This window comes from Roseibium sp. LAB1, from assembly GCF_054658235.1.
In genome coordinates this window covers 213,631-238,800 of the sequence record NZ_BAAGIB010000003.1, presented here as the reverse complement: position 1 = coordinate 238,800, position 25,170 = coordinate 213,631, and the positions used below count along the sequence as shown (strand labels likewise).

The 25,170-nt window shown below is 60.1% G+C and carries 30 protein-coding genes; 15 read left to right on the top strand and 15 right to left on the bottom strand.

Going from position 1 to position 25,170, the window contains the following annotated elements; genetic code table 11:
* Positions 1-107 precede the first annotated feature (107 nt).
* From ACYQ54_RS19040 to ACYQ54_RS19025, 4 genes are all read right to left on the bottom strand, one after another.
* On the bottom strand, positions 108-1,040 hold the full coding sequence (locus ACYQ54_RS19040) for an electron transfer flavoprotein subunit alpha/FixB family protein (RefSeq protein WP_460085453.1): 933 nt from the start codon (positions 1,038-1,040) through the stop codon (positions 108-110).
* A 23-nt stretch (positions 1,041-1,063) separates the two neighbouring features.
* Positions 1,064-1,813, bottom strand: coding sequence for an electron transfer flavoprotein subunit beta/FixA family protein (locus ACYQ54_RS19035; RefSeq protein ID WP_460085450.1), 750 nt, complete (start codon positions 1,811-1,813; stop codon positions 1,064-1,066).
* Between the two features lie 324 nt (positions 1,814-2,137).
* Complete coding sequence (locus tag ACYQ54_RS19030) at positions 2,138-2,836, bottom strand: hypothetical protein (RefSeq protein WP_460085447.1); 699 nt, start codon at positions 2,834-2,836, stop codon at positions 2,138-2,140.
* A complete protein-coding gene (locus tag ACYQ54_RS19025) occupies positions 2,836-3,348 on the bottom strand; it encodes an RNA polymerase sigma factor (RefSeq protein ID WP_460085444.1) in 513 nt (170 codons plus the stop codon). Before ACYQ54_RS19025 ends, ACYQ54_RS19030 begins: the two co-directional genes overlap by 1 nt.
* 206 nt (positions 3,349-3,554) lie before the next feature.
* Between ACYQ54_RS19025 and ACYQ54_RS19020 the strand changes: the two genes are divergently transcribed.
* Both ACYQ54_RS19020 and ACYQ54_RS19015 read left to right on the top strand, forming a co-directional pair.
* Positions 3,555-4,199 carry a hypothetical protein gene (locus ACYQ54_RS19020; protein ID WP_460085441.1) on the top strand — a complete coding sequence of 215 codons (645 nt, stop codon included), beginning with the start codon at positions 3,555-3,557 and terminating at the stop codon, positions 4,197-4,199.
* Between the two features lie 102 nt (positions 4,200-4,301).
* On the top strand, positions 4,302-4,628 hold the full coding sequence (locus tag ACYQ54_RS19015) for an RT0821/Lpp0805 family surface protein (protein ID WP_460085439.1): 327 nt from the start codon (positions 4,302-4,304) through the stop codon (positions 4,626-4,628).
* Between the two features lie 22 nt (positions 4,629-4,650).
* Here ACYQ54_RS19015 and ACYQ54_RS19010 read toward each other — a convergent pair whose 3' ends face one another.
* Both ACYQ54_RS19010 and ACYQ54_RS19005 read right to left on the bottom strand, forming a co-directional pair.
* Positions 4,651-5,481 carry an SDR family NAD(P)-dependent oxidoreductase gene (locus ACYQ54_RS19010; RefSeq protein WP_460085436.1) on the bottom strand — a complete coding sequence of 277 codons (831 nt, stop codon included), beginning with the start codon at positions 5,479-5,481 and terminating at the stop codon, positions 4,651-4,653.
* 74 nt (positions 5,482-5,555) lie between these two features.
* Positions 5,556-6,134, bottom strand: a complete 579-nt coding sequence (locus tag ACYQ54_RS19005) for a carboxymuconolactone decarboxylase family protein (protein WP_460085434.1) — start codon at positions 6,132-6,134, stop codon at positions 5,556-5,558.
* Positions 6,135-6,441: 307 nt separating this feature from the next.
* On the opposite strand from ACYQ54_RS19005, the gene ACYQ54_RS19000 reads away from it, so the two are divergent.
* Positions 6,442-7,014, top strand: a complete 573-nt coding sequence (locus ACYQ54_RS19000) for a TetR/AcrR family transcriptional regulator (protein WP_460085431.1) — start codon at positions 6,442-6,444, stop codon at positions 7,012-7,014.
* A gap of 14 nt (positions 7,015-7,028) precedes the next feature.
* On the opposite strand, the gene ACYQ54_RS18995 is transcribed toward ACYQ54_RS19000, so the two are convergent.
* Genes ACYQ54_RS18995 through ACYQ54_RS18975 form a run of 5 tightly spaced genes read right to left on the bottom strand, consistent with a single transcriptional unit; the run spans position 7,029 to position 10,776 of the window.
* Entirely contained in the window at positions 7,029-7,721 is a 693-nt protein-coding gene (locus ACYQ54_RS18995) for a rhomboid family intramembrane serine protease (protein ID WP_460085429.1), read from the bottom strand.
* Between the two features lie 32 nt (positions 7,722-7,753).
* A complete protein-coding gene (locus ACYQ54_RS18990) occupies positions 7,754-8,329 on the bottom strand; it encodes a cob(I)yrinic acid a,c-diamide adenosyltransferase (protein ID WP_460085426.1) in 576 nt (191 codons plus the stop codon).
* A gap of 39 nt (positions 8,330-8,368) precedes the next feature.
* Positions 8,369-8,566, bottom strand: a complete 198-nt coding sequence (locus ACYQ54_RS18985; RefSeq protein ID WP_460085423.1) for a twin transmembrane helix small protein — start codon at positions 8,564-8,566, stop codon at positions 8,369-8,371.
* A 52-nt stretch (positions 8,567-8,618) separates the two neighbouring features.
* On the bottom strand, positions 8,619-9,491 hold the full coding sequence (locus tag ACYQ54_RS18980) for an SDR family oxidoreductase (RefSeq protein ID WP_460085420.1): 873 nt from the start codon (positions 9,489-9,491) through the stop codon (positions 8,619-8,621).
* 46 nt (positions 9,492-9,537) lie between these two features.
* On the bottom strand, positions 9,538-10,776 hold the full coding sequence (locus ACYQ54_RS18975) for a ubiquinone biosynthesis hydroxylase (protein WP_460085417.1): 1,239 nt from the start codon (positions 10,774-10,776) through the stop codon (positions 9,538-9,540).
* 134 nt (positions 10,777-10,910) lie between these two features.
* Between ACYQ54_RS18975 and tesB the strand changes: the two genes are divergently transcribed.
* Positions 10,911-11,777 (top strand): acyl-CoA thioesterase II, encoded by an 867-nt coding sequence (tesB, locus tag ACYQ54_RS18970; protein ID WP_460085415.1) that lies wholly within the window; start codon positions 10,911-10,913, stop codon positions 11,775-11,777.
* A gap of 187 nt (positions 11,778-11,964) precedes the next feature.
* On the opposite strand, the gene ACYQ54_RS18965 is transcribed toward tesB, so the two are convergent.
* From ACYQ54_RS18965 to ACYQ54_RS18955, 3 genes are all read right to left on the bottom strand, one after another.
* On the bottom strand, positions 11,965-13,182 hold the full coding sequence (locus ACYQ54_RS18965) for a CobW family GTP-binding protein (RefSeq protein ID WP_460085412.1): 1,218 nt from the start codon (positions 13,180-13,182) through the stop codon (positions 11,965-11,967).
* Between the two features lie 143 nt (positions 13,183-13,325).
* Positions 13,326-13,685, bottom strand: coding sequence for a hypothetical protein (locus ACYQ54_RS18960; protein WP_460085410.1), 360 nt, complete (start codon positions 13,683-13,685; stop codon positions 13,326-13,328).
* Positions 13,686-13,870: 185 nt separating this feature from the next.
* Entirely contained in the window at positions 13,871-15,232 is a 1,362-nt protein-coding gene (locus ACYQ54_RS18955) for a D-alanyl-D-alanine carboxypeptidase family protein (protein WP_460085407.1), read from the bottom strand.
* Between the two features lie 447 nt (positions 15,233-15,679).
* Here ACYQ54_RS18955 and ACYQ54_RS18950 point away from each other — a divergent pair, with 447 nt between their 5' ends.
* The 11 genes from ACYQ54_RS18950 to ACYQ54_RS18900 are packed head-to-tail and all read left to right on the top strand — an operon-like array spanning position 15,680 to position 22,998.
* The gene (locus ACYQ54_RS18950; RefSeq protein ID WP_460085404.1) at positions 15,680-16,534 is read left to right on the top strand and encodes an urease accessory protein UreD; all 855 of its coding nucleotides are present in this window, start codon (positions 15,680-15,682) and stop codon (positions 16,532-16,534) included.
* Positions 16,535-16,552: 18 nt separating this feature from the next.
* A complete protein-coding gene (locus tag ACYQ54_RS18945) occupies positions 16,553-16,855 on the top strand; it encodes an urease subunit gamma (protein ID WP_006936842.1) in 303 nt (100 codons plus the stop codon).
* Between the two features lie 23 nt (positions 16,856-16,878).
* Complete coding sequence (locus ACYQ54_RS18940; protein ID WP_460085401.1) at positions 16,879-17,184, top strand: urease subunit beta; 306 nt, start codon at positions 16,879-16,881, stop codon at positions 17,182-17,184.
* Entirely contained in the window at positions 17,181-17,603 is a 423-nt protein-coding gene (locus ACYQ54_RS18935; RefSeq protein WP_460085399.1) for a lysozyme inhibitor LprI family protein, read from the top strand. Before ACYQ54_RS18940 ends, ACYQ54_RS18935 begins: the two co-directional genes overlap by 4 nt.
* Entirely contained in the window at positions 17,603-18,034 is a 432-nt protein-coding gene (locus tag ACYQ54_RS18930; protein ID WP_460085396.1) for a lysozyme inhibitor LprI family protein, read from the top strand. Before ACYQ54_RS18935 ends, ACYQ54_RS18930 begins: the two co-directional genes overlap by 1 nt.
* Positions 18,035-18,070: 36 nt before the next feature.
* Positions 18,071-19,783: an urease subunit alpha gene (ureC, locus tag ACYQ54_RS18925; protein WP_460085393.1), complete on the top strand. Its 1,713-nt coding sequence runs from the start codon at positions 18,071-18,073 to the stop codon at positions 19,781-19,783.
* Between the two features lie 33 nt (positions 19,784-19,816).
* Positions 19,817-20,422 carry a glutathione S-transferase family protein gene (locus tag ACYQ54_RS18920; RefSeq protein ID WP_460085391.1) on the top strand — a complete coding sequence of 202 codons (606 nt, stop codon included), beginning with the start codon at positions 19,817-19,819 and terminating at the stop codon, positions 20,420-20,422.
* Positions 20,419-20,943, top strand: a complete 525-nt coding sequence (locus ACYQ54_RS18915) for an urease accessory protein UreE (RefSeq protein WP_460085388.1) — start codon at positions 20,419-20,421, stop codon at positions 20,941-20,943. The genes ACYQ54_RS18920 and ACYQ54_RS18915 overlap by 4 nt, the downstream gene beginning before the upstream one ends.
* Positions 20,936-21,658, top strand: coding sequence for an urease accessory protein UreF (locus ACYQ54_RS18910; RefSeq protein ID WP_460085386.1), 723 nt, complete (start codon positions 20,936-20,938; stop codon positions 21,656-21,658). Before ACYQ54_RS18915 ends, ACYQ54_RS18910 begins: the two co-directional genes overlap by 8 nt.
* On the top strand, positions 21,655-22,272 hold the full coding sequence (gene ureG / locus ACYQ54_RS18905; RefSeq protein ID WP_460085383.1) for an urease accessory protein UreG: 618 nt from the start codon (positions 21,655-21,657) through the stop codon (positions 22,270-22,272). The genes ACYQ54_RS18910 and ureG overlap by 4 nt, the downstream gene beginning before the upstream one ends.
* 21 nt (positions 22,273-22,293) lie before the next feature.
* Positions 22,294-22,998, top strand: a complete 705-nt coding sequence (locus tag ACYQ54_RS18900) for a hypothetical protein (RefSeq protein ID WP_460085381.1) — start codon at positions 22,294-22,296, stop codon at positions 22,996-22,998.
* 67 nt (positions 22,999-23,065) lie between these two features.
* Here the strand turns inward: ACYQ54_RS18900 and ACYQ54_RS18895 are convergent, their stop codons facing one another.
* Entirely contained in the window at positions 23,066-25,000 is a 1,935-nt protein-coding gene (locus ACYQ54_RS18895) for a VWA domain-containing protein (RefSeq protein WP_460085378.1), read from the bottom strand.
* Between the last annotated feature and the right edge of the window lie 170 nt (positions 25,001-25,170).

Genomic DNA, 25,170 nt, shown 5'->3' with positions numbered 1-25,170 from the left:
ATTGGACGGGTTGCGGCTATTTTTGGCAAGTCTTGCGCCGAACAGCAAGAACCCCGGAGCGAAAACTGTTATTCGCTCCGGGGTCCGTGATCAATTTGCCGCAGGTGTTACTCGACGGCAGCCTTCAATTCCGGCAGCACATCGAAGAGATCTGCAACAAGGCCGTAGTCCGCGACCTGGAAGATCGGGGCTTCCTCGTCCTTGTTGATCGCGACGATCACCTTGGAATCCTTCATGCCCGCAAGGTGCTGGATGGCACCGGAGATGCCGCAGGCAATGTAGAGATCCGGTGCGACGACCTTGCCGGTCTGGCCGACCTGCCAGTCGTTCGGGGCATAGCCCGCATCGACGGCGGCGCGCGATGCACCAACCGCTGCCCCAAGAGCGTCGGCAACCGGCATGATGACTTCCTGGAACTTCTCGGAAGACCCAAGCGCACGGCCGCCGGAGATGATGATCTTGGCAGACGTCAGTTCCGGACGATCGGACTTGGAAAGCTCTTCGCCGACGAATTCCGACAGACCCGTGCCATCAGCGCCCGCAACGGTTTCGACAGCAGCAGAACCGCCTGCTTCCGCAGCCGCGAACGTCGATGTCCGCACGGTGATCACCTTCTTGGGATCGCCGGATTTCACGGTCTGGATCGCGTTGCCGGCATAGATCGGACGCTCGAAGGTGTCGGCGTCGACAACGGCCGTGACATCAGAGATCTGCATCACGTCCAGAAGCGCCGCGACGCGCGGCAGGGTGTTCTTGCCGTTGGCGGTTGCCGGAGCAACGATGGCATCATAGTCACCTGCAAGACCGACGATCAGATCAGCGGTCGGTTCGGCGAGCTGGTGCTCCAGCGCATCACTTTCAGCGAGCAGGACCTTGGCAACGCCGGAGAGCTTGGACGCGGCATCGGCAACGCCCTGAACGCCCTTGCCGGCGACCAGGACGTGAACGTCGGCACCAAGTGCGACGGCTGCGGTCAGAGCCTTTGCCGTTGCATCGCTCAGTTCGCCGCCGGCGTATTCGGCCACAAGAAGTGTTGTCATGTCTTATCCTCCTGCGACGGGCCTTAAAGGACGCCGGCTTCGTTCTTGAGTTTGTCGACCAGCTCGGCAACGGAACCGACCTTGATACCGGCCTGGCGCGATGCCGGCTCGGTGGTGGTGACAACGGTAAGGCGCGGCGTGGTGTCGACGCCGAAATCTGCCGGGGACTTTTCGTCGATCGGCTTTTTCTTCGCCTTCATGATGTTCGGCAGGGACGCATAGCGCGGTTCGTTGAGGCGCAGGTCCGTGGTCACGATGGCCGGGAGCTTCAGCTTCACGGTCTGCAGGCCGCCGTCGACCTCACGGGTTACATCCACAGTGCCGTCGCCCAGGTCGACCTTGGAAGCAAACGTGCCCTGGCTCCAGCCAAGCAGAGCCGCCAGCATCTGGCCGGTCTGGTTGCAATCGTCGTCAATGGCCTGTTTACCGAGGATCACGAGACCCGGCTCTTCAGCTTCGACAATGGCCTTCAGAATCTTCGCGACTGCCAGCGGTTCGGTGGTGTCGTCGGTCTTCACGAGAATGCCGCGGTCGGCGCCCATGGCAAGGCCGGTGCGCAGCGTTTCGGTGGCCTGTTGCGGCCCGACGGACACGACGATCACTTCGCTCGCCTTGCCCGCTTCCTTCAGACGCAGGGCTTCTTCGACGGAGATTTCGTCAAACGGGTTCATGGACATCTTGACGTTGGCAAGATCGACGCCAGAACCATCCGCCTTCACACGGACCTTCACGTTGTAGTCGATGACCCGTTTTACGGGTACGAGGATCTTCATTTGGTCTCAACCTCTTGCTGGGCCGGCTTTCACCGCACCGCATTCTCCGGCTCTCTGCCTTCATGACGCTAGGTTACAAACGGCAGAATTGAGCCAATCGTGGCGCATGGCGGGGGACGGTACTGACCGACACGGCAGCTGTCAATTGCGGTAAAAGGTCTAAGGTGGCAATTTGCCGGGCTTGGAAAAACATGCGTCGCAATGATGATAGTTCGGCAACGCAACAATGCGGGGAAAACCGGGGCGGAAACCGGAAAATGAAACCGCGCGCACCAGTTCTGGCAACGCGCGGCAACCTGTCGATTTTCTTTGACGGATCCCCGGTCAGATGCCGGGGGTCTGCGGTGAGAACTTGTCGGAGACCGGTTCGGCGAACACGGTCACCCAGGTGCCGTTCTCATCCCGGCAGGCCGTTCCGCGAATGGAAAGATCCAGCTTGCTGAACGTGGTCTGCCGGAGATACTCGCGGCACCAGTGCCCGCTCTTGCTTCGGTAGGTCTTGATCGGCGTCAGGATTTCGCTCCAGTCGCCCTCCTGCCCGACGAAAACCGGTTCACCGCTGACTTTCGTTTCCAGCGCCTCCTGAACAGTCTGTGCCAGGAGAATCCGTTCGGTCTCCATATGGGCGGCAAGAGAGGACACGGCATTGTCCATCCGCGTCTGCATCCAGTAGGTGGTGAAACCGAAGGTACCGGCAACCATCACCAGCGCGGCTGCGATCTGGACCAGCATTCCTGTCCAGGAACCATGCGCATGACGGGGAGCAGGAGCCTCGCGTTTGGCGAATTCCCTGTCGATGAGGGCTTCGAACCGTGCCATGGACTCGTCCGGCACCGGTGCGGAGACAGCTTTTTGCACGAGCACGTTGTCTTTCGACATCTGCTCGAGCAAATCCTGCCCGTCGCCGGTCGCTTCGATCCGGCGCAGCAAAGCCGCACGCTCTTCTTCCGAACCTTCCTCGTCCAGAATCTTGCCTATGTCCTTTGCAAGCAGGATCTGTTCGCGCTTTTCGTCAAATGTCATCACATACCCCCTGGCATGCTGCGCAGCCTGACCCCTTGCGGGGCGTCGTTGGTATCCAGCCACTCACGCAGTTTGAGCCTGGCACGGGCTAGCCGGCTGGTTACCGTTCCGATTGGAACACCGAGTTCATCCGCCACATCCTTGTAGCTTCTGCCCTCGACGGCGATCTTCAGAAGAACCTCGCGGTTGTCGTCATCCAGTTCGCCAATGAAATCCTGAACCTGCTGGAGCTCCAGGCTACTGGCGGCCGCCTTGGCACCATCGTAGCTTTCCTCGAAATCCAGCATGGCAAGGTCGAACAACCTGGCCCGGTTCGCAGTATCGCGAACCGAATTGAAGTACAGGTTCTGCAAGATCCGAAACATCCAGCTGTCCAGCCGGGTTGCCGGATCGAACTGGTCGAGCGACCTGATTGCACGTTCGCATGTCATTTGCACCAGATCGTCTGCCTGATCCGGATTCCGGCACAGCCTTAAAGCAAAACTCCTCAGCTTGGGGAGCAGACGGATCATCTCCGTCTTTAACGTATCTTCAGGCAAGGAGTTCTCCGCAAAACCGCTCTCAGCGTGACAACACCTGAGGAGACCTTTTGATCCCGACTTTTTTTAGACTATCTTCGGGAAGAACAAAGATTGCCCAGGTGTTATGCGTGCGAAGGTCGTGAAACCGCTCTCTTCGACCTCAAAAAGCCATCTAATTCGAGTTGAAACCGCATCCAATGAAACGCGCCCGCCAGATTACATTGCAAGACCGCCTCTCTGCGATGTTTCGCATGCTGCCGGGTGTTGCAGCTGCGGCAATGGTGTTCTCTCTTGTCTACTTCAGCCCCTTGTTCGACATGAAGGACAGCATTGCCGCGGCCGCAGATTCGCATGGTGAACGTAGTAAAGATCGCGGCGGCGACAGCGGCGATGGAAAATCCGGCGACAGCGGAAGCAAGAGTGCCGGCGGAGACAGCTCCGGTAGCAGCAGTTCCGGTGGTGGCGACGCAGGTGGCAGCCGTACGGGCGGCGGCGACTCAGGCGGCGGCAGCTCAACTGGTAACAGTTCGAGCGGAAAAAGCTCCAAAGGCAACAGTTCGGCAGGAAACAAATCGGCCGGAAGAAGCTCGGAAAGCAAAGGCCGTTCCGGTCGAAGCGGAGGCTCCTCTTCTCCTTCATCCTCCCGCTCTTCGTCGGGTGGATCGTCGTCCGGCGGTTCGTCAGAACGAACTTCTTTTAGCTCTGCCACACAAAAGTCCGGTTCAGGCGGTTTTTTAGATCGCATCTTTGGCGAGCGCCAGTTTAATGGTGACAGCGAGCCTTCTGGTGGGTCCCTCAGCGCGCGGGAAGAACGGGAGGCTATCTCCAACGGCTGGCAATAGATCCAAGAGGCGGGATCGAATTTGAATTTGAGTGGGTTTTGCGTCCCGAAGGGGGCGATTTTTCTGATTCTTATCGCAAATACCTTGGCAGGCTGCTCTTTCGTGTCTTTGCAGGATACGCTTGCCAGCCTGCAGGAACCCGCGGCTGAGACCGGCAAACGGGCTTCAAAATTGCGGGCATCCGACAAGTCCCGCGCGGAGAATACACTTCAGGCCGCGCTGGAAAAGACCGTCTCCGGGAAAGACCGAAGTTGGCAGAACCCGGCAAGCGGCGCGAGTGGCACCGTCACTCCGCTCAAGACCTGGAAAAACAGATCCGGGGACTTCTGTCGCTCCTACCGCGAACGGATCAAGTTGGCAGACGGCCAAACCATCAGCCGCAGGGGTGTTGCGTGCCGCTCGCCTGATGCCGTCTGGAAAGCAGCCTAGAACCAACGATCTGCCGTAGCTTCTACACTGTCGGCATTGTCTTGAAGGGCGCTTTGACCGAAAGCAGGGTCTTTTCGATCATTTTCCCCATCATGATCCGCGCAACCGATGCCGGGATCAAAGACCGCATCATCCGGTTTTTCGTGCCTGGCAAACACAGTGCCTTGTTGCGTTCCAGCGCAGCAAGCCCCTCCGAAACACATTGAGTGGTGGTGATCGGCTTCATGGGCATCTTGTCCCGATCCAGCCCGAACTGGTCGATCACTTCGGTATCCGTCGGCGGTATCACCAGCACCGTAACGTGGAGCCCGGCCGGCTTCAGTTCCACGTGCAGAGACCGTGAAAGGCTCTGGACGTAGGCCTTGCTGCCGGCATCGTTGGCCATGAACGGAATGCCGTTCTCGGCACCCATCGCCCCGCCCAGCAACAACGCGCCACCTCCCTTTTTCGCCAGCCTCCTGCCGAATTGATGTGCGATGTTCAGGTGGGACAAGGCGTTGAGCCTGAACAATTCCAACAGCCTGTCGTGGTCGATATCCAGAAACCGCCCCGGGTTGCCGGTGCCCGCGTTGGAGATCACCGTACCGATGTCAAGATCGGCAACTTCGCCGCCTAGATGCGGCACGCCTTGCGGATCGGAGAGATCGACGCATACCGAGCGCGTCTGAACACCATAGGTTCGCTCCAAGGTGTCGCCGAGGGCTTCGAGACGGTCCTGCCGCCGCGCCGCAAGTACCACGTTGAACCCGTTTTCCGCCAGTTGCCGGGCAAATTCGGCCCCGATACCCGACGAAGCACCTGTCACAAGCGCCCAGGCTCCGAATGTCTTCAATCGTTCCAGACGACTCTTCATGTCCGATTTCCTTGTTCAGTCAGCTATGGCGCTGCGCGCCGGGTCAAAGTCCAGGTTCAAGGGGTCAAGTTGTGTCAGGCAGCAACGTGGGGCGTGCCCGCTTCCGGCGCCCACAGGTCTTCGCCGAACTCCGGGTTTGGCGGGGTGCTGGCAAGTGCGTTCGTGTAATTGGTCATCACTTTCAGAGCGACGCCGAGGATAACCTCAAGTGCCTTTTGCGGCGTGTACCCCGCTGAGAGAAAGGCCTCCGTTTCCGCGGTGCCAACCGAACCGCGCTGCAGGACCACCTTCTCGGTAAACCTGTGAAGCGCTTCCAGCTTCCGGTCAGCCAGAACCTCTCCATTGCGCAGGGCGGCGACCAGATCTGCATCCTGTCCCTGACGACGCGCACCCCAACTGTGAGCGCTGACGCAGAAGTCGCATCCGTGCAGACGGCTTGTGGTCATCAGCACCACCAGCCGTTCCTCGGCAGTGAGCGATGCGGTGTCAAAGACCGTCGACAAGGCCTGGTAGCCTTTCAGCAGGGCGGGGGCCTCGGCAAATTTCGCCAGCATGGTCGGGACAAAGCCCAGCCTGGCCTTCATGGATGCGACAGCTTCACGCGCGTCTTCCGGCGCGGTTGTTTCGTCATGGGCGGGAAACAGGTCGGCCATTTCAAGTCCTCCACAGGTACCGGTGCGACCCAGGCCCTTTGGCCGGGGCGTCTTTGAGTGAACAGTTAGCCAAAGCCGCCTGACAGTTTTTGCAAACCCGATTTTTGGCTTGTTCGATTAATAGCTAGTTATCTAACTAGATTCGAATTCGGTGAGGAGTCAAGACGAATTTGCGGTCTTGCCCGCTGCGCTGACACCGCGTTGCGCTTGACAGGGCACGGCGCGCGGAATTTATAGGTAGTTAGTTGACTAGAAACTTGTCTGTGTCGAAGGACGCCATCAGATAGGCGCAGGACAAGAGGGTACCATGCCAAGACCAGCATCGAACCGGAAGGCGGAAATCACCGAAGCTGCCGCCGGCATCATCTATGAACAGGGCTACAGCCAGACAACGCTGGCTGAAGTCGCCAAGGCGGCGAATATTCCTGTCGGCAGTGTCTATTATTACTTCAAGACCCGTGAGGATGTCGCCAAAGGGGTCATTTCCGCCCTGTCCGACCGGTATTGCGAAATGCGCGCGGACTGGGACCGGATCGAAGACCCCCGGGCCCGCGTTCTCGCCTTTGTCGGCATGACCCTTGCCAATCGCGATGCGTTGAGCCGGTTCGGTTGCGCCATAGGGTCTCTCGGCACGGAACTTGGCAAGCAGGACCGGGATCTGGCAGGCGACCTCTCCGCGATCTTCAAGAATATCCTCGTCTGGCTGGCGGAAGAATTTCAGGCAATCGGCTGTGACGAACAGGACGCGGAACGAAACGCGCTCCACGTTCTGACCGTTCTGCAGGGCGCATCGCTGCTGACCCATCTGTTCGACGATCCCTCGGTCATGGAGAAGCAGGCGCAAGAGCTGACGCGATTTGTCAACGCGGCAGGCACATAACCTCGATCAGTGGCCTAGGCGATATTCCGGTCAAACAGGGGCACGCCTCTGCGCCGGAAAAACAGGATCAGCAAGGCCCCTGCCGCCATGCCACCGATATGGGCGATCCAGGCGATATCGCTATCGGAGGCAATCGCCGCGTTGACGATCTGGTAGAGAATCCAGCCGCCCAACAGCCAGATGGCAGACAGGCGCAAGGGAATCCGGCCGAGCGCCAACACCCAGACCTTCACCCGCGGATGAAGCATCAGGTAGGCGGCCACCACCCCTGAAACGGCACCGGACGCCCCGATCAGCGGCACGTCGGAATTGACGTCGATGGATGCATAGGCAATCCCGCCGGCCGCGGCACACAGCAGATAGAAGACCAGATACCGCAGATGCCCCATGGCATCCTCGACATTGTCGCCGAACACCCACAGGAACAGCATGTTGCCGATCAGGTGCATGAAGCTGCCATGCAGGAACGAATAGGTGACCACCGACATCCAGTCCGGCAGCATCTGCAATTCCGGTGACAGATCCCGGATATCGAACAGGACAACCGGGATCAGTCCGTAGGAATAGGATGACGCGGCCACCGCCTGCTGGGCACCTGCTCTCTGATACAACAGGAAAATCAGGATGTTGGCGGCGATCAGGGCGAGGTTCACGTAAGGACGGGGAACATGCACCAGTCGATTGTGATCGTGAAGGGGAATGAACATTCAGCGCCAGGCCTCCGGCAAGGGGAACTGACCTAGCGGTTTTTCCCGGGCACCCACAAAACGTCCTGCTCGCCCTTGTCGTTGAGATACCGCGAGGCAACGAAGAAATAGTCCGACAGACGGTTCATGTAGCGCACCGCGGCCGGATTGATCTGTTCGCGGGCCGCCAGTTCCACCATCAGCCGTTCTGCCCGGCGCGAAACGGTGCGCGCGAGATGCAGATGAGCAGCAGCCGGGCTGCCGCCCGGCAGGACGAAGGAGCGCAAGGGCTTGAGCTCGGCGTTGAGAACGTCAATCGCCTGTTCGATCGCCGTGACTTGCGCGTCGGTGATCCGAAGCGGTTCATACCCCAGGTCCTCGCCGGTTTCCGGCGTTGCGAGATCGGCCCCAAGATCGAACAGGTCGTTCTGGATCCTGCCGAGCACCTGGTCGACCTCCGGAGCCGACTGGCCTGTCTGAAGGCGAATCAGGCCAACCACGGAGTTGGTCTCGTCGACCGTGCCATAGGCCTCAATCCTGAGGTCGCTCTTCCGGCGCCGCTCTCCAGATCCCAGCGCCGTCGTGCCGTCGTCGCCTGTCTTTGTGTAGATCTTGTTCAGAACAACCATGGTGCCCCCAGTCCCTCCAGAATGGTCCGATTATTTTTCTTAGTGGCCTGCGCCGAAAAAGTAGAGACCGCCCATCACCAGCACAATCACCAGGAATTGCAGGCCGACGCGCCAGCGCATCAGAAGCTGCGACCGGTTGGCCGGTCCGTGGCGGAACATGTTCCAGATGCCAAGCAGCAGCACGATGGCAACCGCGGCCAGGCCGACGGGAATGAGAAAGTTGATCAGATCTGCCATTTCGTTTTCCTTGTTTCACCGCTGCCCGGCGCGGTCGCCGGTAGACAGACAGCTATTCCTCACCGTCGGCGGCCCAGATGCAGAACCGGTCCAGCAGGCTGGTCGGCAGCACCCGTTTGGCCACCGCCATGACGGTGGTGGGAACCGTTACATGATAGCGCGCTTTCGGCCGATTTGCTTCCACCGCATGTACCAGCCGTTTTACCACGGCCTCCGGCTGCAGCTTGAACGGACCAGGTTCACCCGCCTCCATCCGGATGCGGCGCTTCTCGTAGGTCTTACGGTGCCGTGACGCCTGCAGACCATCCTCGCCGATCCAGCGATCAAAATTCGCCAGCGCGTTTTCCGTGAACCTTGTGTCGATGGGGCCGGGCTCGATCAGGCTGACATGGACACCAGACCCCTTCAGCTCCTGTCGAAGTGTGTCCGAATAGGCTTCGAGAGCGAATTTGGACGCCGTGTAGGCACCGCGGTATTTGAGTGCCACGAAGCCAAGCACGGACGAGCACTGCACGATCCGTCCAGACCTGTTGGCGCGCATGGCCGGCAGCAACCGGCGAGTAAGATCGTGCCAGCCGATGAAATTCGCCTCGAAAAGAGATCTCAGTGCCTCTGTCGGCAAATCTTCCAGCGCACCGGGAACCGCGTAGGCGCCGTTGTTGAACACCGCGCTCAGCTCACCGTCCGACCGCTGCAGAACCTCGCCTGCGGTCTCCTCAATGCTGCCGGGGTCTTCATAATCCAGGCGAAAGGCTTCGAAGCCGAGGTCTCTCAAGCGTTCGACATCCGCCTGGCGCCTGGCCGTCGCAAAGACCCGCCAGTTGCGCCCGCGCATGATGTGGGCCGCGGATGCTCCGATGCCGGAAGAACAACCCGTAATCAGTATCGACCGGTGGGCGGGGAAACTCTCCGGATTGGCAATCATCAAATGGAAATCCTGCGGAGTGGAAGACGGTCCGATCCAACTCCTATCAGATTGGTTCGCCGGAAAGCAATTTCGGCACCGGTCCTGCAAAACCGGCAGCTTCCTTGATGAACTGTGTTTTCAGGCCCGGCATCCTGTCCACAATACCAAGCCCGAAATCGCGAACGGCGCGCAACACGTCATTGTCATTGGAAAACAGTCGGTTGAGCACATCGGTGACAACGCCCATCTGGAACGTGTCGAACCGGCGCCAGCGCTGGTAGCGCTCCAGGACATCGAAACCGCCGAGATCCTGGCCGAGACGGCGCGCGTCCACCAGCACTTCGGCCAGAGCGGCGACATCCTTGAACCCCAGATTGAGCCCCTGACCAGCTATGGGATGAATGCCGTGGGCAGCGTCTCCGATCAGGGCGAAGCGCGGCTTCACGAAATCGCGTGCCAGCTTCAGTCCGAGCGGATAGGCACGGCGCGGCCCGTCCAGCTCCAGTGTGCCGAGGTGATGGCCGAAGCGTCGCTCCAGCTCCAGCTCGAAGGTAAAATCGTCTGACCGAATCAGCCGGTCGGCATCTGCCGTCTTTTCCGTCCACACCAGTGACGACCGGTTGCCCGGCAGCGGCAGGATGGCAAATGGCCCGGCAGGCAGGAAATGCTCCTCTGCCCGGCCGTTGTGCGGCCGTTCATGCTTGACCGTGGTAACGATGCCGGACTGGCCGTAGTCCCAGTTGACCGTACGAATACCGGCAAGGTCGCGCAGGCGAGAGCGCACACCGTCGGCCGCAACAAGCAACCGGCTTTTCAACAGCGTGCCGTCTTCCAGCACCAGATCCACATGATCGGGATGGCTGCGGAAGGTTTCGGCGGTTCCAGGCGCAAAAAAGGTGACGCCAAGTGCCTTGGCAGCCTTGTAGAGCGCCGGCATCATCACGCCGTTCGGCATCATGTGGGCAAAGGGCTCGCCCTCTGTCGCCTCGCCGCCGAACGTCAGAAACACCGGCCGAACCGCATCGCGAAGCTTGCTGTCGGTAACGATCATTTCGTTGATCGGCTGAGCCTCGCCCGCAATCTTCTGCCAGATGCCGAGTTGGGACAGCATCCGCGAAGCGGCCGCAGCGATGGCTGAGGCGCGCGGGTCCTTGTGCAGATCGTCCATCGGCTTGGGATCGACCACGGCACAGGTGAGGCTGGCATCCCCCTGTTTCAGCGCCACCGCCAGCGACAGACCGACATAGCCGCCGCCTGCGATCACGACATCGAACATGTCCGGGACGCTTTTTTTCCTCGCCATCGTCTTCTTCTCCTTGCCTTCAGTTTCCCTAAAGGCATCTTGACTTTAACGTCAACTGCCGTCCAAGAGTGCGGTGCCGAGGCCTCAAGCCTCTAACCAAATCACCTGCCGTCTATCTAACAGGGATCGCGCCGATGAACACGGCCATTGATAGTCTTCTCCAGATTCTCGACCTGGAACCGCTGGAACGCAACCTGTTCCGTGGTCGCAGCCCTCAGGTCGGCTGGCAACGCGTATTTGGCGGACAGGTCATCGGCCAGGCACTGGTTGCTGCCTCGCGAACTGTCGTGGAAGACCGCCACGTGCATTCCCTCCACGGCTACTTCCTGAGACCCGGCGATCCGTCGGTGCCCATTATCTACGAAGTCGACCGTATCCGCGACGGTGGCAGCTTTACCACCCGGCGTGTCGTTGCGATCCAGCACGGCGAAGCGATCTTTTCCATGTCCGCGTCCTTCCAGGTCAGGGAAGAGGGGCTGGAGCACCAGATCGACATGCCGGACGTTCCGACACCTGAAGATCTGCCCAGCGAACAGGAACTGAAGGAAAAATTCCTGTCGATGGCCCCGGAGAACATCCGCAACTACTGGGAGCGTGAACGGCCGATCGAAATGCGTCCGGTCGACATGACGCATTATTTCAGCAAAAAACCGCTGCCGCCGCAGCAGTATGTGTGGGTGCGGGCAACAGGCCCGCTGCCGGATGACGAGCGCATGCACCAGTGTGTCCTCGCCTACGCCTCCGACATGACCCTTCTGGACACGTCACTGTTTCCCCATGGCACGTCCGTCTTCAGCCCGAAGATCCAGGCCGCCAGCCTGGACCATGCCATGTGGTTTCACCGTCCTTTCCGCGCTGACGACTGGCTGCTTTATGCCACCGACAGCACATCGTCCTCCGGCTCGCGCGGCATGAACCGCGGATCGCTGTTCACAAGGGACGGTGTCCTTATCGCCTCGACCGCCCAGGAAGGTCTGATCCGCCTGCGCAAGAAGGATTGAGTTTCCTGAAGTTTTACCAACTCGCCTCTCACTTGCTACCTCATCCTGAGGAGAGCCATCAGGCGCGTCTCGAAGGATGGGCGGCACCCTCAGGAACAAGTGGCCCATCCTTCGAGACAGCGCTATGCGCTTCCTCAGGATGAGGTTTTTGAGAGATCAAGGACTCGCCTTGTCACCGGTCTGCCGCCTACCTCACCGGACTGGTAAAACCCGACACCGCCAACGGATTGTCCGTCAAAGCCTGGTGATCCGGCGTGTCGGGCAGCAAGGCACCTGAAAACGCCTCGAACATGCGCCGCACGAAACCTTCCGGCAGATCCTTGGTGATGAACACCATACGGGTTCGCCGGTCCTGATCGGGCCAGGCTTCAAGCGTCGCAGGCGGATGGAAAACGTGCTGGACGCCGTGGATTACCACCGGCCGCTCAGGATCCTCGGCCAGTTGCACGATGCCCTTGACCCGAAGCAGCTTCGGGCCGTGTGCCGAGCGCAGCAGATCCAGAAACATTTCAAGTGCGGAGGCCGGCACCGGACGATCCGTTGACAGGGTAAAGGCCCGGATGGAATCGCTGTGCCGATTCACATCATGGGCATGGTCGTGATTGTGGTCATGGTGATGCCCGTGCGAATGACCATGCGAATGATCGTGACCATGGTGAAGGTCATGCTTCTGGTCTTCATAGGCTTCGGCGTTCAGCCAGGCGGCAACGTCCGGGATCTTGCTCTTCGGATCGTAAAGGCCGGCGTTGAAGAGGTTTTCTACTGTCGCATCATTTGCTTGCACGTCCAGACGGCGGGCGCCCGGGTTGAGCTGTTGCAAGCGCTGCTTGAGCGCCTCGAAAGACGCACCGGCGTCATCGTCCTGGACCAGATCGGTCTTGGTGAAGACCAGGCGGTCGGCGACGGCTGCCTGCTTGCGTGCTTCTTCGTGATTGTCGAGCGTCGACAGGCCGTTGACCGCATCCACCAGCGTGATCACGCTGTCGAGCCGGTAGCGCATCACCAGATAGGGATGCAGCATGACCGTGTGCAGGATCGGCGCCGGATCCGCCAGACCCGTGGTCTCGATGATCACCCGGTTGAGCCGGTCCATCCGGCCGTTGTCCAACCTGCGCAGAAGGTTTTCCAGTGTGGTGACAAGATCGCCGCGAATGGTGCAGCACAGACAGCCGGAGGCAAGCTCCACGATGCCATCGCCTGCCTGATCGACAAACAGGTGGTCCAGCCCGATCTCGCCGAATTCGTTGATGATGACCGCCGTGTCCGCCATCGACGGATCCTTCAGGATCCGGTTGAGCAGCGTTGTCTTGCCGGACCCCAGAAAGCCGGTCAGCACGGACAGGGGAATAGGGGGCTTCGGACCCTTGGGTTTTTGTCCTTCGGAAACCGGTGTCGGCGAGGCCATGGTATGTCTCCATCTGCGTCCGCCGACCTTGGGTCGGAACCGGCGGACTTTCCGCAGACACATAGGCAGAAAGGCGGGTCAGCGCAAATGCTGCTCCCGCCGCGTTGGCTTCTTCGATTGGAAAAGGTCCGCTTGGCGCCGAATCAGCCCGTGTTGAGAACGACCGCGTCTTCGTCTTCGGAAGCGGCTTCCGCGTCCTTCTTGTCCATCGCGACAATTTTCTTGTCAGCCTCATCCTCCGACAGATTCATCGGAGTCAGATCCTGGACGATATCCGTTTCAGCGACTTCCGCGTCGGCTTCGCTCTCGGCTTCAGCCTCGAATGTGAAGTCGTCGAGGTCGTCTTCCGCCTCGACATCGACCACAAGCCGCACGGCTTCGGCTGCCTTGCGCAAGGTTTCGATCACATGGTCGACCGAAACCCCTTCCTCCAGTTGATTGGCGGAAAGCTCCGCAAGGCTGGCAAGAGCCCGGATTGTGGCGGTGGATCTCGGTTCAATCATCATGCGATCTCTCGACCTGTTGGACCGGCATATTCTGTGCCGCAGTGGCATTTTGATATCCGGCGAAGAGCACGCCTTTGCCAGAAAAATGCTTACTGCAGTGTTAAGGAGTAGCGTAAATAAAAAGTTAATCCCGTTAACCGCACAGCGACATCATCGGCACCGCCAAAGATCTTGATATCGATTTACTTGCGGGGACTTGGCGCGGGAACCGGAACGGTGAAATCCAGGCCCTTGCGGAAGATAGATCCGGGTGAGGTCTTGGACAGTTCGACCGCGGCACCCGGACGCGGCGCGGCTTCGCCGCCCTGCGGGATCGCGCCCGCCGCTTTGGCATCGGCCGTCAGCTGCATTTTCGCACGGATTTTATTTTCCGCGCGCCGCACGGGATTGGCGACCGGAATCGGTACGTCTTCCGCGGCAATATCTTCGCCCGCGATGGCTGCGACGGCTTCGCTGGCGGCGCCGGCGGGAACGGTGCCCGGGCTGACGGAAGGCGACCCTTTCGGGTTGCCAAGGCCGACATCCAGCGGGCGGTAGGCAATCCGGCGAGGGCCGAGCGTACGGTCAAGGATTTTTGCCCAGTCCGGTTTGCCGTTGGACAGCTTGAAACCGCTGTCGTCGAGCTTGTCCTCATCGGACTTGTTGGCCTTGGCGAAGAACAGGAACCCGCCCTGCTTTTCCTTTTCCATGTCGAACCGGGCCATGTAGCCCTTGGGACCCGGGCTCTTGTTGCGCCGGCAATACCCATCGGCCGGCGGATTGCCGGAGGTTCCCGAAAGGCTCGTGATGCTCCGTCCACCGCGTTTGCGGAACCCCTCGTCAAAAAGCTGGCGTGCAAATGCGGTTCGCTCGAGTCCGGAACCCGCACCAAGGATAATCGCGATCAAGGTCTTGTTGCCGCGCGTAGCGGAGGCAGCAACATTGTACCCGGAATTGCAGATATACCCGGTCTTCATGCCATTGGCGCCGGGCACGCGCAGCAGGAACTCCCGATTGGCCGACCGCAGGGTCTTCTTGCCGAAGCGGATGCCGGGATGGTCATAGTAGTTCCGGGATTCCGGAAAGTCCCGGCGCAGCGCAAGCGCCAGAATGGCAAGGTCTCGTGCCGTGGTCACCTGCCGGTTGTCCGGCAGACCGTGCGGATTGTAAAATCGGGTGTTGGTCATGCCAAGGCGCCTGGCTTCCGCGTTCATCATGGCAATGAAGCCCGCTTCAGATCCACCTATGGATTCACCCAGGGCGACCGCGACATCGTTGGCGGACTTGATGAGGATGATCTTGAGGGCCGTGTCGACAGTGAACCGCGTCCCGACCTTGAACCCCATCTTGCTGGGCGGTTCGGCGGCCGAGTTCTTGGATTGGACGACAGCGCTGTCGAGCGACGCACGGCCTTCACGGATGGCCTTGAAGGTGACATAGGCGGTCATCAGCTTGGTGAGCGAGGCCGGGTACCACTTGCGAGTTGCATTTTCCTGATCGATCACGGCACCGGAACTCGCGTCGATGAGGACATAGGCTCCTATATCCGCCCGAGCCTGGCTCATGGCCAGACTCATTGCGAGAACGGTTACGATCAGACAAACGGATGTCAGGCGGCCAATCGGGCTTAAAAACACGGTTTCCCTCGCTCGTCATCCACCGGATGACACGTCGCACTTGGGCAGAAGCAGAATGAATAGCTGCTGTTCTCTTAAAAAACCGGAACATGACGACAAGGGCAAGCCCTTCCTCAGATCCGCTCCACGCCAAACTTTCTTGCAATTGCCTTATTTTTGAGCAACTTTTGCGAGCAGACGTTGATAAGCTTCGGGAAACAGGGCCTTTTTTGCGCCGGCTTGGTCCTGCCTTTCCGATTACCGGCCTTGGCCCGGCTCTTGCTAAGATTGCCGAGGGCATATTGCCTATTGCGGCCCGGCGTCGGTCTGGACCAATTTGAACAGATGTGAAAAATAACAAGGACAGAATAAGCCCGCAGGGGGGGCGGTCAAGCGATGTATGATGCTGACCTGGCATCAGAAACGGGCGGGAAAGCCGTAGTCCTGCAGCGCGTGAAAGGCATCGGCAAAGTGCGTTTTTCTGCGGCGGACGGCAAAACCCGCCTGTCCGACCTTTACCAGAGCGGGTCGGCCAAGGTCCGCCTGCCGAAAGTCTATGACACCCCCGCCACTGCCGTTCTCATCAACACCGCCGGCGGCCTGACCGGGGGCGATCAGCTCGACTATGAAGTTGGCGCCGACGCTGGTGTACACGTGATTGTGACCAGCCAGACCGCCGAACGCGCCTATCGCAGCCCTGGCGGCACTGCCCGTGTGACGGGGCAGTTCACCGTTGGAGCCGGTGCGACGCTGGAGTGGCTGCCCCAGGAAACCATCCTTTTCGATGCGTCGAGCCTCCGCCGCACCCTGCAGGCGGACCTGGAACGCGATGCAAGGCTGATGATGGTCGAATCCTTCGTCCTCGGCCGCAAGGCAATGGGCGAGCAGGTCAAATCCGTTTTCTACCGGGACAGCTGGCGCATCCGTAGGGACGGGCGCCTGGTTTTTGCCGACGATATCCGGCTGGATGGCGATCCGGTCAAGGCGCTGACCGGTCCGGCCACGGCTTCGGGCGCCCTGGCCGCGGCAACCTTTGTCGACTGCTCTGCCGATGCCGAAGACCGGCTTGCCAGGGCACGTGAGCTGATCGAAACCCTGCCGGACGGGACCGCCCAGGCCGCTGCCAGTGCCTGGAACGGCTTGCTGATCTCCCGGTTTGTGTCCAATGATGGCCGCGGCTTGCGCACGGCCCTGATGTCGTTTCTCACCGGATACCGAATGACGGCGCTGCCGCGCGTCTGGTACTGCTGATTTGGAGGACTTTCTTTCATGAACCTGACGCCCCGCGAAAAGGACAAGTTGCTCATATCCATGGCTGCGATGGTCGCCCGACGCCGCCTGGAACGAGGCGTGAAGCTGAATCACCCGGAAGCCGTCGCCCTGATCACCGATTTCGTTGTTGAAGGTGCCCGGGACGGGCGCACCGTTGCCGACCTGATGTCGGCGGGAGCCAAGGTGCTGACCCGCGACCAGGTGATGGAAGGCGTATCCGAGATGATCCACGATGTTCAGGTCGAGGCGACCTTTCCCGACGGTACCAAGCTCGTGACCGTGCACGAGCCGATCCGCTGACCGCAATTTCCAAGGAGACGATCATGATCCCCGGAGAACTGTTTCCCGCCGACGGCGAGATCGAACTGAACGCAGGACTTGAGACAGTGTCGGTGGAAGTTGCCAATACCGGCGACCGGCCGATTCAGGTGGGCAGCCACTATCACTTCTTCGAAACCAACGAAGGCCTGTCCTTCGACCGCGACAAGACACGCGGCATGCGCCTGGATATTCCCGCCGGCACCGCCGTGCGTTTCGAACCCGGCCAGTCCAGATCCGTGACGCTGGTACCCTATCGCGGCAGCCGCACGGTCTACGGCTTCAACCAGAAGGTCATGGGCGAGCTGTGAGCGGTCCTGCATCATTTCTCGCGCCATGGCTGGTCGGGCTCGGCGTCCTGCTGGCCGGACAGGTCGGTGCGCAGGACACCCTGAACTGCGAAACTGCCATGACGCAGTCGGAAATGACCCAGTGTGCCAACCTCGACTGGCTGAAGGCGGATGCGGAACTGAACGCCGCCTACAAATCCGCGATGGAAAAGATGAAGGAGACCGACGCCTATCTGCCCGACGGGCTGAAAGGGGCGGTTGAGACGTTGCGCGAAGCCCAGCGTGCCTGGATTCCCTATCGCGACAAGGCTTGTGATGCCTACGGTTTTCTGGCCCGTGGCGGAACCCTGGAGCCGATGCTGGTTTATGGCTGCCGCGCCGACCTGACCCGCAATCGCATTGACGAGTTGAGACAGCTTGACGAAGGCCTGGGAAATTGATGCTTGTGCGCGGCCTGACCCTTCCTGCGATCGTTCTGTTTCTGGCCGCCGCCGGCACGGCAAACGCCGAGGAAGACAAGGTCAGGGACAACATCGACTGCGGCTATCCGCTGACCAATGCCGAACGCACTTTTTGCGCCGACAAGGCCCTTCAGGACGCAGACGCGCGCATGAAGGAAGCCTTCGACCGCCTGCGCGCCGTGCTGGTCGAGATCGATGCCGAATTGCCGGACCACCTGAAAGGTGCACCGGCCAGCCTCGATGACGCCCAGACCGCCTGGAAGACCTATGCCGACAAGGATTGCACCGCTTACAGCTTTCCCTTCAAGGGAGGCACACGCGGCAACGAATTGTACCGGAACTGCCTGATCGTCCTCACCATGAAACGCACCGAGGATCTGGATGCGACGGTCGAGGACTACGCGAATTAAACACACCGATTTCTGATCGCCGATTGGAGACTAGATATGGCCTACAAGATGCCCCGCGCCGCTTATGCGGACATGTTCGGACCGACAACCGGCGACAGGCTGCGCCTTGCGGACACCGATCTCATCGTCGAGGTGGAGAAGGATTTCACCACCTATGGCGATGAAGTGAAATTCGGTGGCGGCAAGGTCATCCGCGACGGCATGGGCCAGTCCCAGGCACCGCGTTCCGCCGGAGCGGTCGACACGGTCATCACAAACGTCCTGATCATTGACCACTGGGGCATCGTCAAAGCCGATGTCGGCCTGAGGGACGGCCGGATCGTCGGTATTGGCAAGGCCGGCAACCCGGATGTCCAGAATGGTGTCGATATCATCGTCGGTCCCGGCACGGAGGCAATTGCCGGGGAGGGCAAGATCCTCACCGCGGGCTCGATCGACGCCCATATCCACTTCATCTGCCCGCAACAGGTCGACGAAGCCCTGTGCTCCGGCGTGACCACCATGATCGGCGGCGGCACCGGCCCGGCCACCGGTACGAATGCGACCACCTGCACACCCGGCCCCTGGCACATCACGCGGATGCTTCAGGCCGCCGACAGTTTTCCGATGAACCTTATCTTCGCCGGCAAGGGCAACGCGTCACTGCCCGCCGCATTGGAAGAGCAGGTGATGGCGGGGGCGGCAGCCCTGAAGATCCACGAAGACTGGGGCTCCACACCGGCGACCATCGACAACTGCCTGTCGGTTGCCGATGAATACGACGTCCAGGTAATGATCCACACCGACACCTTGAACGAATCCGGTTTTGTCGAGAACACCACCGCCGCGTTCAAGAACCGCACCATCCATGCCTTCCACACGGAAGGGGCCGGTGGCGGCCACGCACCCGACATCATCAAGGTGGTTGGTGAACCGAACGTCATTCCGTCCTCCACCAATCCGACCAGGCCCTACACGGTCAATACGCTGGAAGAGCATCTCGACATGCTCATGGTCTGCCACCATCTGCACAAGGACATTCCGGAGGACGTTGCCTTCGCCGAAAGCCGCATCCGCAAGGAAACCATTGCGGCGGAGGACATTCTTCACGACATGGGCGCGTTCTCGATCATTTCCTCCGACAGTCAGGCCATGGGCCGCGTCGGCGAGATCATCATCCGCACCATGCAGACCGCGCACAAGATGAAGGTACAACGCGGCCGCCTTGCTGATGAAACCGGTGAAAACGATAATTTCCGGGTCAAACGCTACATCGCCAAGACCACCATCAACCCGGCGATTGCTCACGGCCTGGACGAATACATCGGCTCGGTCGAAATCGGCAAACTGGCCGATCTCGTGCTCTGGGATCCGAAATTCTTCGGCATCAAGCCGGCACTTGTGCTGAAGCTCGGCTCAATCGCGACCGCTCCGATGGGCGATCCGAACGGCTCCATTCCGACACCGCAACCGGTGCATTACCGGCCGATGTTCGCCTCCTATGGCAAGATGCTGACGCACAGCCGCGTCACCTTCGTGTCACAGGCGGCCTATGACACTGGCGTAAAGCACAAGGCGGGCCTCGACAGCCTGGTGCTTCCGGTCAAGAACACCCGTGGTGGAATTTCGAAAAAGTCCATGATCCACAACAACATGATGCCCAAGATCGAAGTGCACCCGGAAACCTACGAGGTTCGTGCCGACGGTGAATTGCTGACCTGCGAGCCGGCAGACGTTCTGCCCATGGCCCAGCGCTACTTCCTGTTCTAGGCGCTACACGGAAGAGGCCGGGAGAGGAAAGTCATGTACAAGATCGTCGGATTTCCACGCACCCGCGCTATGCGGGTGATGTGGCTGCTGGAAGAACTGGGCGAGGCTTACGAGATCGACCCGGCTCTGCCGCAGTCGGACACAGTCAAGTCGCTCAATCCGAGTGGCAAGGTCCCGGTGCTGATCGATGGCGGTGCCGTCATCACCGATTCCGTCGCGATCTGTACCTACCTGGCCGACAAGCATGGCCGGTTCACCTTTCCGGCCGGCACTCTGGATCGCGCCCGCCAGGACAGTTTCACCCAATTCGGTGTCGATGTTCTGGAAGGTGCTCTGTGGACTGCCGCGAAGAACACCTTCATCCACCCGGCAGACGTCCGTGTTCCTGCCGTCAAGGACGTCTGCCGGCTTGAATTCGAACAAGGCCTGAAAACGCTGGAAGCTCTGCTCGGTGACGGCCCCTATGCCATGGGCGAAACCTTCACCATTGCCGACATTATCGTCGGACACTGCTCCGGCTGGGCTCTGGCCGCCAAGTTCGACCTGCCCAAGGACGGACCGGTTTACGATTACTTCAAGCGCCTTAGGGAGCGTCCCGCTTTCCAGGCCATGATGGCAAAAGTGGTGGAAGACTCATGATCCGCGTCGCAAAAATCCACAAGGCCGATGAATGGACCGGCGATGCCGTCGATCGGGTTACGCTCGATCGCGAAGACCGATATCGGCGCAGGGCTGTCCTGACCGGTGCGGGCGGACTGACCTTCCTTCTGGACGAGCCCATGGCGATCCATTTGCGCCACGGTGACGGGTTGGAGCTGGAAGACGGTCGCTTCGTCGAGGTTCTCGCCGAACCCGAGGAGGTGGTGGAAATCCACGCCGACGACACCGCCCACCTGGTGAAGATCGCCTGGCACCTTGGCAACCGGCACCTGCCCACGCAGCTTATGGGCGGCACCCTGCGGATCCGTCGAGACCATGTGATTGAAGATATGGTGGAAAAGCTCGGCGGCCGGCTGACCAGGCTGTCTGCCCCTTTCGATCCGGAAGGCGGCGCTTACGGCCATGGCCGCACCCATGGACATGATCACGGGCACTCCCACGACCATCATCACGGTCACAGCCTCAATCACGGGCACGACTCCGGACATTCCCATGACTGAACCCCGGTTGCCCCTGTCACCCCAGGCGCTTTACCGCTTGCAGGCTTTTCTCTCACCGGCCTTTCCCATCGGCGCCTTTACCTACAGCCACGGTCTGGAACAGGTCATAGAGCAGGGCGGGGTGGCCAATGCGCAGGAACTCAGTATATGGCTGCAGGAAATCCTCCGCTTTGGCGCAGGCAGAAGCGACGCGATCCTGCTGAAGGAAACCCACCGGGCAGCCCTTGCCGGCGACAGCGATGCCGTCGGCGAACTGCGGGACCTGGGACTGGCCCTGCAGCCCTCGAAAGAGCGGCACCTGGAATCGAATGCGCAAGGCAGTGCCTTTTTCGGGGCAATCTGCAAAAGCTGGATGCCGACGGCCGATTCGCAAGTCGCACGCCTGTTCCGCGCCTTGGCAACTGACGAAAACACGTCCTGGCCCTATCCCGTCGTGCTTGGCCTGGCCGCCGCCGCTCATGGATTGCCGGTGGATGCCGCGCTACATTGTTTCCTCCATGCTTTCGCCGCCAACCTGATATCCGTTGCCGTGCGGGTGGTGCCGCTTGGCCAGAGCGACGGTCAGAAAGTGCTGGCCGGTCTGGAGCCGGTCATATTCGAGATTGCGGAAGAAGCCGAAGCCTCAGGTCTTGATGATCTCGGCACCTCCACTTTCCTTGCAGATATCGCCTCCATGGCACATGAAACCCAGTACTCGAGGTTGTTCCGTTCATGACTTCCCAAAACGGTCCATTGCGCGTCGGCATCGGCGGTCCCGTCGGTTCCGGCAAGACCACGCTGACCGACAAGCTGTGCAAGGCCATGCGCGACAGCTACTCGCTCGCCGTCATCACCAACGATATCTACACGAGCGAGGATGCCGAAGCCTTGATGCGCTCGCAGGCGCTGACCAGCGATCGCATCCGCGGTGTGGAAACCGGCGGTTGCCCGCACACGGCAATTCGTGAAGACGCGTCCATCAACCTGGCGGCGGTAGCCGACCTGACAAAAAGCATTCCGGATCTCGACCTGATCCTGATTGAATCCGGCGGTGACAATCTGGCCGCGACCTTCTCGCCAGAACTCGCCGATTTGACACTCTATGTAATCGACGTTGCCGCAGGTGAGGAAATTCCCCGCAAGGGCGGGCCGGGCATCACCCGCTCGGACCTGCTGATCATCAACAAGACCGACCTTGCGCCCTATGTCGGCGTCAACCTTGAGGTCATGGACCGGGACGCGAAGAAAATGCGCAAGGACCGGCCATTTGTATTCGCCAATACGAAGGCGGGTGACGGTGTTGAATTCGTGGTAGACTTCATCGTCCAAAAGGGTGGGCTGAACGCTTAAGCTTCTGATATTGATGATCAAATGATTGCCGGCAGACAGAATTCTTGCGCGCAGAACAACGCGCTCTGGTGCGATGCGGTCCTGAAGTCTGCAGGCGCGAAAACCGAATTTCATACAGGGTTCTGGTGGGCACGGGACAAGACACTGCCGCTCTATCCGAACATCGTCACTCTGTCGCCGAAGCCGGGGTCAGACTTTTATTCCGCACTGTCCACCTTGCCGGAGGGAGCCGGAGTGAAGGACAGTTACGACAGTCTGGATCTGGCTCCCCATGGTTTTCAGAAACTTTTTACCGACACCTGGCTGTTCCGGCCACCCGTGAGTTCCAAACGCACGCCGGTCGGCTCCCACTGGCACAAGGTGGCGACTTCGGAAAGCCTGAAAAAATGGCTGGACGGCTGGGACGAAAATGAAAGCCTCCATGCTGTTTTTCCGCTCAGGCTGCTGGAACGCAAAGCCATCGATTTCGTCGCCATCGTGAAGGACGACAAGATCAAGGCAGGCGCGGTCTTCAATGACGGACCCAGGCTGGACGGCAAGGAAGTGCTTGGCGTTTCCAACGTCTTCAGCCGCAAGACCTGGCTCTACAGCGCCTTGTGCGATCTTCTGGAACCATTTTCGGATCGGCCGCTCTGCACCTACGAAAGTGATGCAAGTGTGTTGCCGGTCTACCAGCAACTCGGTTTTGAGACCTGCGGTCCACTTTCTGTCTGGTTGAAACAATAGGTCCGGAAGTGTCGAGGCCCGCCTCCTTGCAGCGGCGGGCCCCGGTCTTCGATGATACCTGGCGAGACTATTTAACCGTCACCGTCTGCCGTGCCGCGATTTCCGCATCACCAGCAGACAGGACGAAGCGCAGTTCATAAGTGCCTGGTTCTTCAGGTGTACGCACCTGCACGACACCGTTGGAAATGTTGTCCGCAATCTCCCAGGCCCCCGGCGCCGTACCCCAGGCGTCCTGGGACGGTTCGGCAAAACCGATGAAATTGCTGCTGTTGGCCGGGCCGCTCGCCTTCACACTGATGTAGGTCGCGGCCGGAACTTCCGATGGTCCTTCCAGCGTCACCTCGGGGTCGGTAATCTGCAACGGCTTGCTTGCCAGGATTTTCGAACCGTCGGATGTCGAAAGAATGTAACGCAGCTCGTAATTGCCCCGGGTCAACGGTGCGATCATCAAGACGCTGTCGCCATCTGGCCGTTCATAGGTGACATAGGCCGAAACGTCTGAGCCGACGGGCGCGATGCCGATCCAGTCGTCGGCACCCTTCGGACCGCTCCAGGTTACCTTTAGCCTGGCAGACGCCTCAACCGCGCTGTCGGCCTGCAGCGTTGCGGCGCTTTCACCAACAGTAAGCGGCTTCCGTGTCAGGATCGTCTGATCGATGCCGGTGACGTAGATGACCTCGTAGTTTCCGGCTTCGCTCGGTGCCTGAATGGTGACCGGCGAACCGTCGACGGTTCCCGCCCAGCGGCCCTGATACTCATCAACCGTACCATCCTTCGGGATAACGCCGATCCAGTCTTCGGGACCGTTCGGGCCTTCAAAGGCAATCTCGACCGGCTTCCCGGCGGCGACTTCCGGTGCGTAGGTAAGGGTTGCCTCGACTTCGGTCACCTTGACCGCTGCCTTGGCCAGCACCCGCTCACCGCCTTCGGTCCAGACATAGACAACTTCATAATCGCCCGGCTGGGTTGGCAGGGCCAGTTTGGCAGGATTGCCGTCCCGCACATAGGTCCAGAGATCCCGTTCGAGCCGATTTCCGTCCGGAGTTACGACACGCAGGAAATCGCCCTCCAGACCCGGACCTTCGAAGGCAACTTCCAGCAGCGAGGTTGCAGGCGCCTCATTGGAGGCCGGCCTAACGCTTGCCTCGGGAAGATTGCCGTCGAGAAGAACGGTCTGCTGACCGCCCTTGTCGGACACTTCCAGTGTCGCACCGCCTGCCTTTTCGCCGAGTTCAGCGCTGACCACATAGGATCCCGGATCGAGCTCGACTTCGACCTTGCCGCCGGTCATGCCGGATGCCACCACGGTCTCGTCATCGGCACTTGCGATCGTCCATTGCACCGGCCCCGTGACAGGCTGGCCGCTTTCCTTGTCAGACGCCGTCAGCACCGTGACCGGCAGGGGTGCTTTTTCCTTAACTGCGGCAACACTTTCCTTGAGCGCTTCGGCAAGACCGTCCGCGTCCCTGGCGTTCCAGTAGGTTCCGCCCGTCAGATGCGCGATACAGGCAATCTTGGCCTGATCCGCCTTGGAAGCGATATCAAAGCCGATGACATGGGCCTTGAAGTCGACACCGGACTTGGCAAGCGCCTCGGCGAGGGCGCAAGGATCACCGCCACAGGTTTCGATGCCGTCCGAGATCAGGATCAATCGCCCCGGCCTGTCGTTCTGCGCCAGAAGCTCCGCAGCTTGCCGCAGGGTCTCCGTGATCGGAGTCTTGCCTCGCGGTGTAAGCGCCTTGACGCTTTGCACCAGCTTGGCGCGATCCAGCTCGCTGACCGGCACCAGCGTCTCGACATCGCCGCAGTCTGCCTTGCGGCGGTGACCATAAGCCATCACACCGGCCATTGTGCCGTCAGGCAGGTCGGCAACAAAGCCTTCAAACGCGGACCGGGCAATTTCGGCCTTGGCGGTGCCGTCAATCTGACCCCACATGGAATTTGAGGAATCCAGGACGAAAAGAAGATCTGAAGGCGCGTCAGTCTGTGCTGAGGCGGACATCGTGAACATCGTGCCGCTAATAAGGGCGGCTCCTATCAGTCGAAACACAGGTCGCTTTGAAATGAGCATCAAACCTTGGGCTCCTATAATGATTTTTCGAAAAAGCCTTATCCGGAAAGGAGATAGGCGAGACCGGCTGAATTTAGAGACGCTTGCAATCTCGAAGTGTG

What these genes read in the sequence shown, in the direction of transcription:
- ACYQ54_RS18990 (WP_460085426.1), bottom strand. Translation starts at nt 8,329, where the DNA reads ATGGTTGTTCTGAACAAGATCTACACAAAGACAGGCGACGACGGCACG.
- ACYQ54_RS19040 (WP_460085453.1), bottom strand. Translation starts at nt 1,040, where the DNA reads ATGACAACACTTCTTGTGGCCGAATACGCCGGCGGCGAACTGAGCGAT.
- ureG (WP_460085383.1), top strand. Translation starts at nt 21,655, where the DNA reads ATGACTTCCCAAAACGGTCCATTGCGCGTCGGCATCGGCGGTCCCGTC.
- ACYQ54_RS18900 (WP_460085381.1), top strand. Translation starts at nt 22,294, where the DNA reads ATGATTGCCGGCAGACAGAATTCTTGCGCGCAGAACAACGCGCTCTGG.
- ureC (WP_460085393.1), top strand. Translation starts at nt 18,071, where the DNA reads ATGGCCTACAAGATGCCCCGCGCCGCTTATGCGGACATGTTCGGACCG.
- ACYQ54_RS18975 (WP_460085417.1), bottom strand. Translation starts at nt 10,776, where the DNA reads ATGGCGAGGAAAAAAAGCGTCCCGGACATGTTCGATGTCGTGATCGCA.
- ACYQ54_RS19030 (WP_460085447.1), bottom strand. Translation starts at nt 2,836, where the DNA reads ATGACATTTGACGAAAAGCGCGAACAGATCCTGCTTGCAAAGGACATA.
- ACYQ54_RS18955 (WP_460085407.1), bottom strand. Translation starts at nt 15,232, where the DNA reads ATGAGCCAGGCTCGGGCGGATATAGGAGCCTATGTCCTCATCGACGCG.
- ACYQ54_RS19035 (WP_460085450.1), bottom strand. Translation starts at nt 1,813, where the DNA reads ATGAAGATCCTCGTACCCGTAAAACGGGTCATCGACTACAACGTGAAG.
- tesB (WP_460085415.1), top strand. Translation starts at nt 10,911, where the DNA reads ATGAACACGGCCATTGATAGTCTTCTCCAGATTCTCGACCTGGAACCG.
- ACYQ54_RS18995 (WP_460085429.1), bottom strand. Translation starts at nt 7,721, where the DNA reads ATGTTCATTCCCCTTCACGATCACAATCGACTGGTGCATGTTCCCCGT.
- ACYQ54_RS18960 (WP_460085410.1), bottom strand. Translation starts at nt 13,685, where the DNA reads ATGATTGAACCGAGATCCACCGCCACAATCCGGGCTCTTGCCAGCCTT.
- ACYQ54_RS18940 (WP_460085401.1), top strand. Translation starts at nt 16,879, where the DNA reads ATGATCCCCGGAGAACTGTTTCCCGCCGACGGCGAGATCGAACTGAAC.
- ACYQ54_RS18910 (WP_460085386.1), top strand. Translation starts at nt 20,936, where the DNA reads ATGACTGAACCCCGGTTGCCCCTGTCACCCCAGGCGCTTTACCGCTTG.
- ACYQ54_RS18895 (WP_460085378.1), bottom strand. Translation starts at nt 25,000, where the DNA reads ATGTCCGCCTCAGCACAGACTGACGCGCCTTCAGATCTTCTTTTCGTC.
- ACYQ54_RS18920 (WP_460085391.1), top strand. Translation starts at nt 19,817, where the DNA reads ATGTACAAGATCGTCGGATTTCCACGCACCCGCGCTATGCGGGTGATG.
- ACYQ54_RS18950 (WP_460085404.1), top strand. Translation starts at nt 15,680, where the DNA reads ATGTATGATGCTGACCTGGCATCAGAAACGGGCGGGAAAGCCGTAGTC.
- ACYQ54_RS19005 (WP_460085434.1), bottom strand. Translation starts at nt 6,134, where the DNA reads ATGGCCGACCTGTTTCCCGCCCATGACGAAACAACCGCGCCGGAAGAC.
- ACYQ54_RS19010 (WP_460085436.1), bottom strand. Translation starts at nt 5,481, where the DNA reads ATGAAGAGTCGTCTGGAACGATTGAAGACATTCGGAGCCTGGGCGCTT.
- ACYQ54_RS18945 (WP_006936842.1), top strand. Translation starts at nt 16,553, where the DNA reads ATGAACCTGACGCCCCGCGAAAAGGACAAGTTGCTCATATCCATGGCT.
- ACYQ54_RS19000 (WP_460085431.1), top strand. Translation starts at nt 6,442, where the DNA reads ATGCCAAGACCAGCATCGAACCGGAAGGCGGAAATCACCGAAGCTGCC.
- ACYQ54_RS18965 (WP_460085412.1), bottom strand. Translation starts at nt 13,182, where the DNA reads ATGGCCTCGCCGACACCGGTTTCCGAAGGACAAAAACCCAAGGGTCCG.
- ACYQ54_RS19025 (WP_460085444.1), bottom strand. Translation starts at nt 3,348, where the DNA reads ATGATCCGTCTGCTCCCCAAGCTGAGGAGTTTTGCTTTAAGGCTGTGC.
- ACYQ54_RS18930 (WP_460085396.1), top strand. Translation starts at nt 17,603, where the DNA reads ATGCTTGTGCGCGGCCTGACCCTTCCTGCGATCGTTCTGTTTCTGGCC.
- ACYQ54_RS18985 (WP_460085423.1), bottom strand. Translation starts at nt 8,566, where the DNA reads ATGGCAGATCTGATCAACTTTCTCATTCCCGTCGGCCTGGCCGCGGTT.
- ACYQ54_RS19020 (WP_460085441.1), top strand. Translation starts at nt 3,555, where the DNA reads ATGAAACGCGCCCGCCAGATTACATTGCAAGACCGCCTCTCTGCGATG.
- ACYQ54_RS18915 (WP_460085388.1), top strand. Translation starts at nt 20,419, where the DNA reads ATGATCCGCGTCGCAAAAATCCACAAGGCCGATGAATGGACCGGCGAT.
- ACYQ54_RS18980 (WP_460085420.1), bottom strand. Translation starts at nt 9,491, where the DNA reads ATGATTGCCAATCCGGAGAGTTTCCCCGCCCACCGGTCGATACTGATT.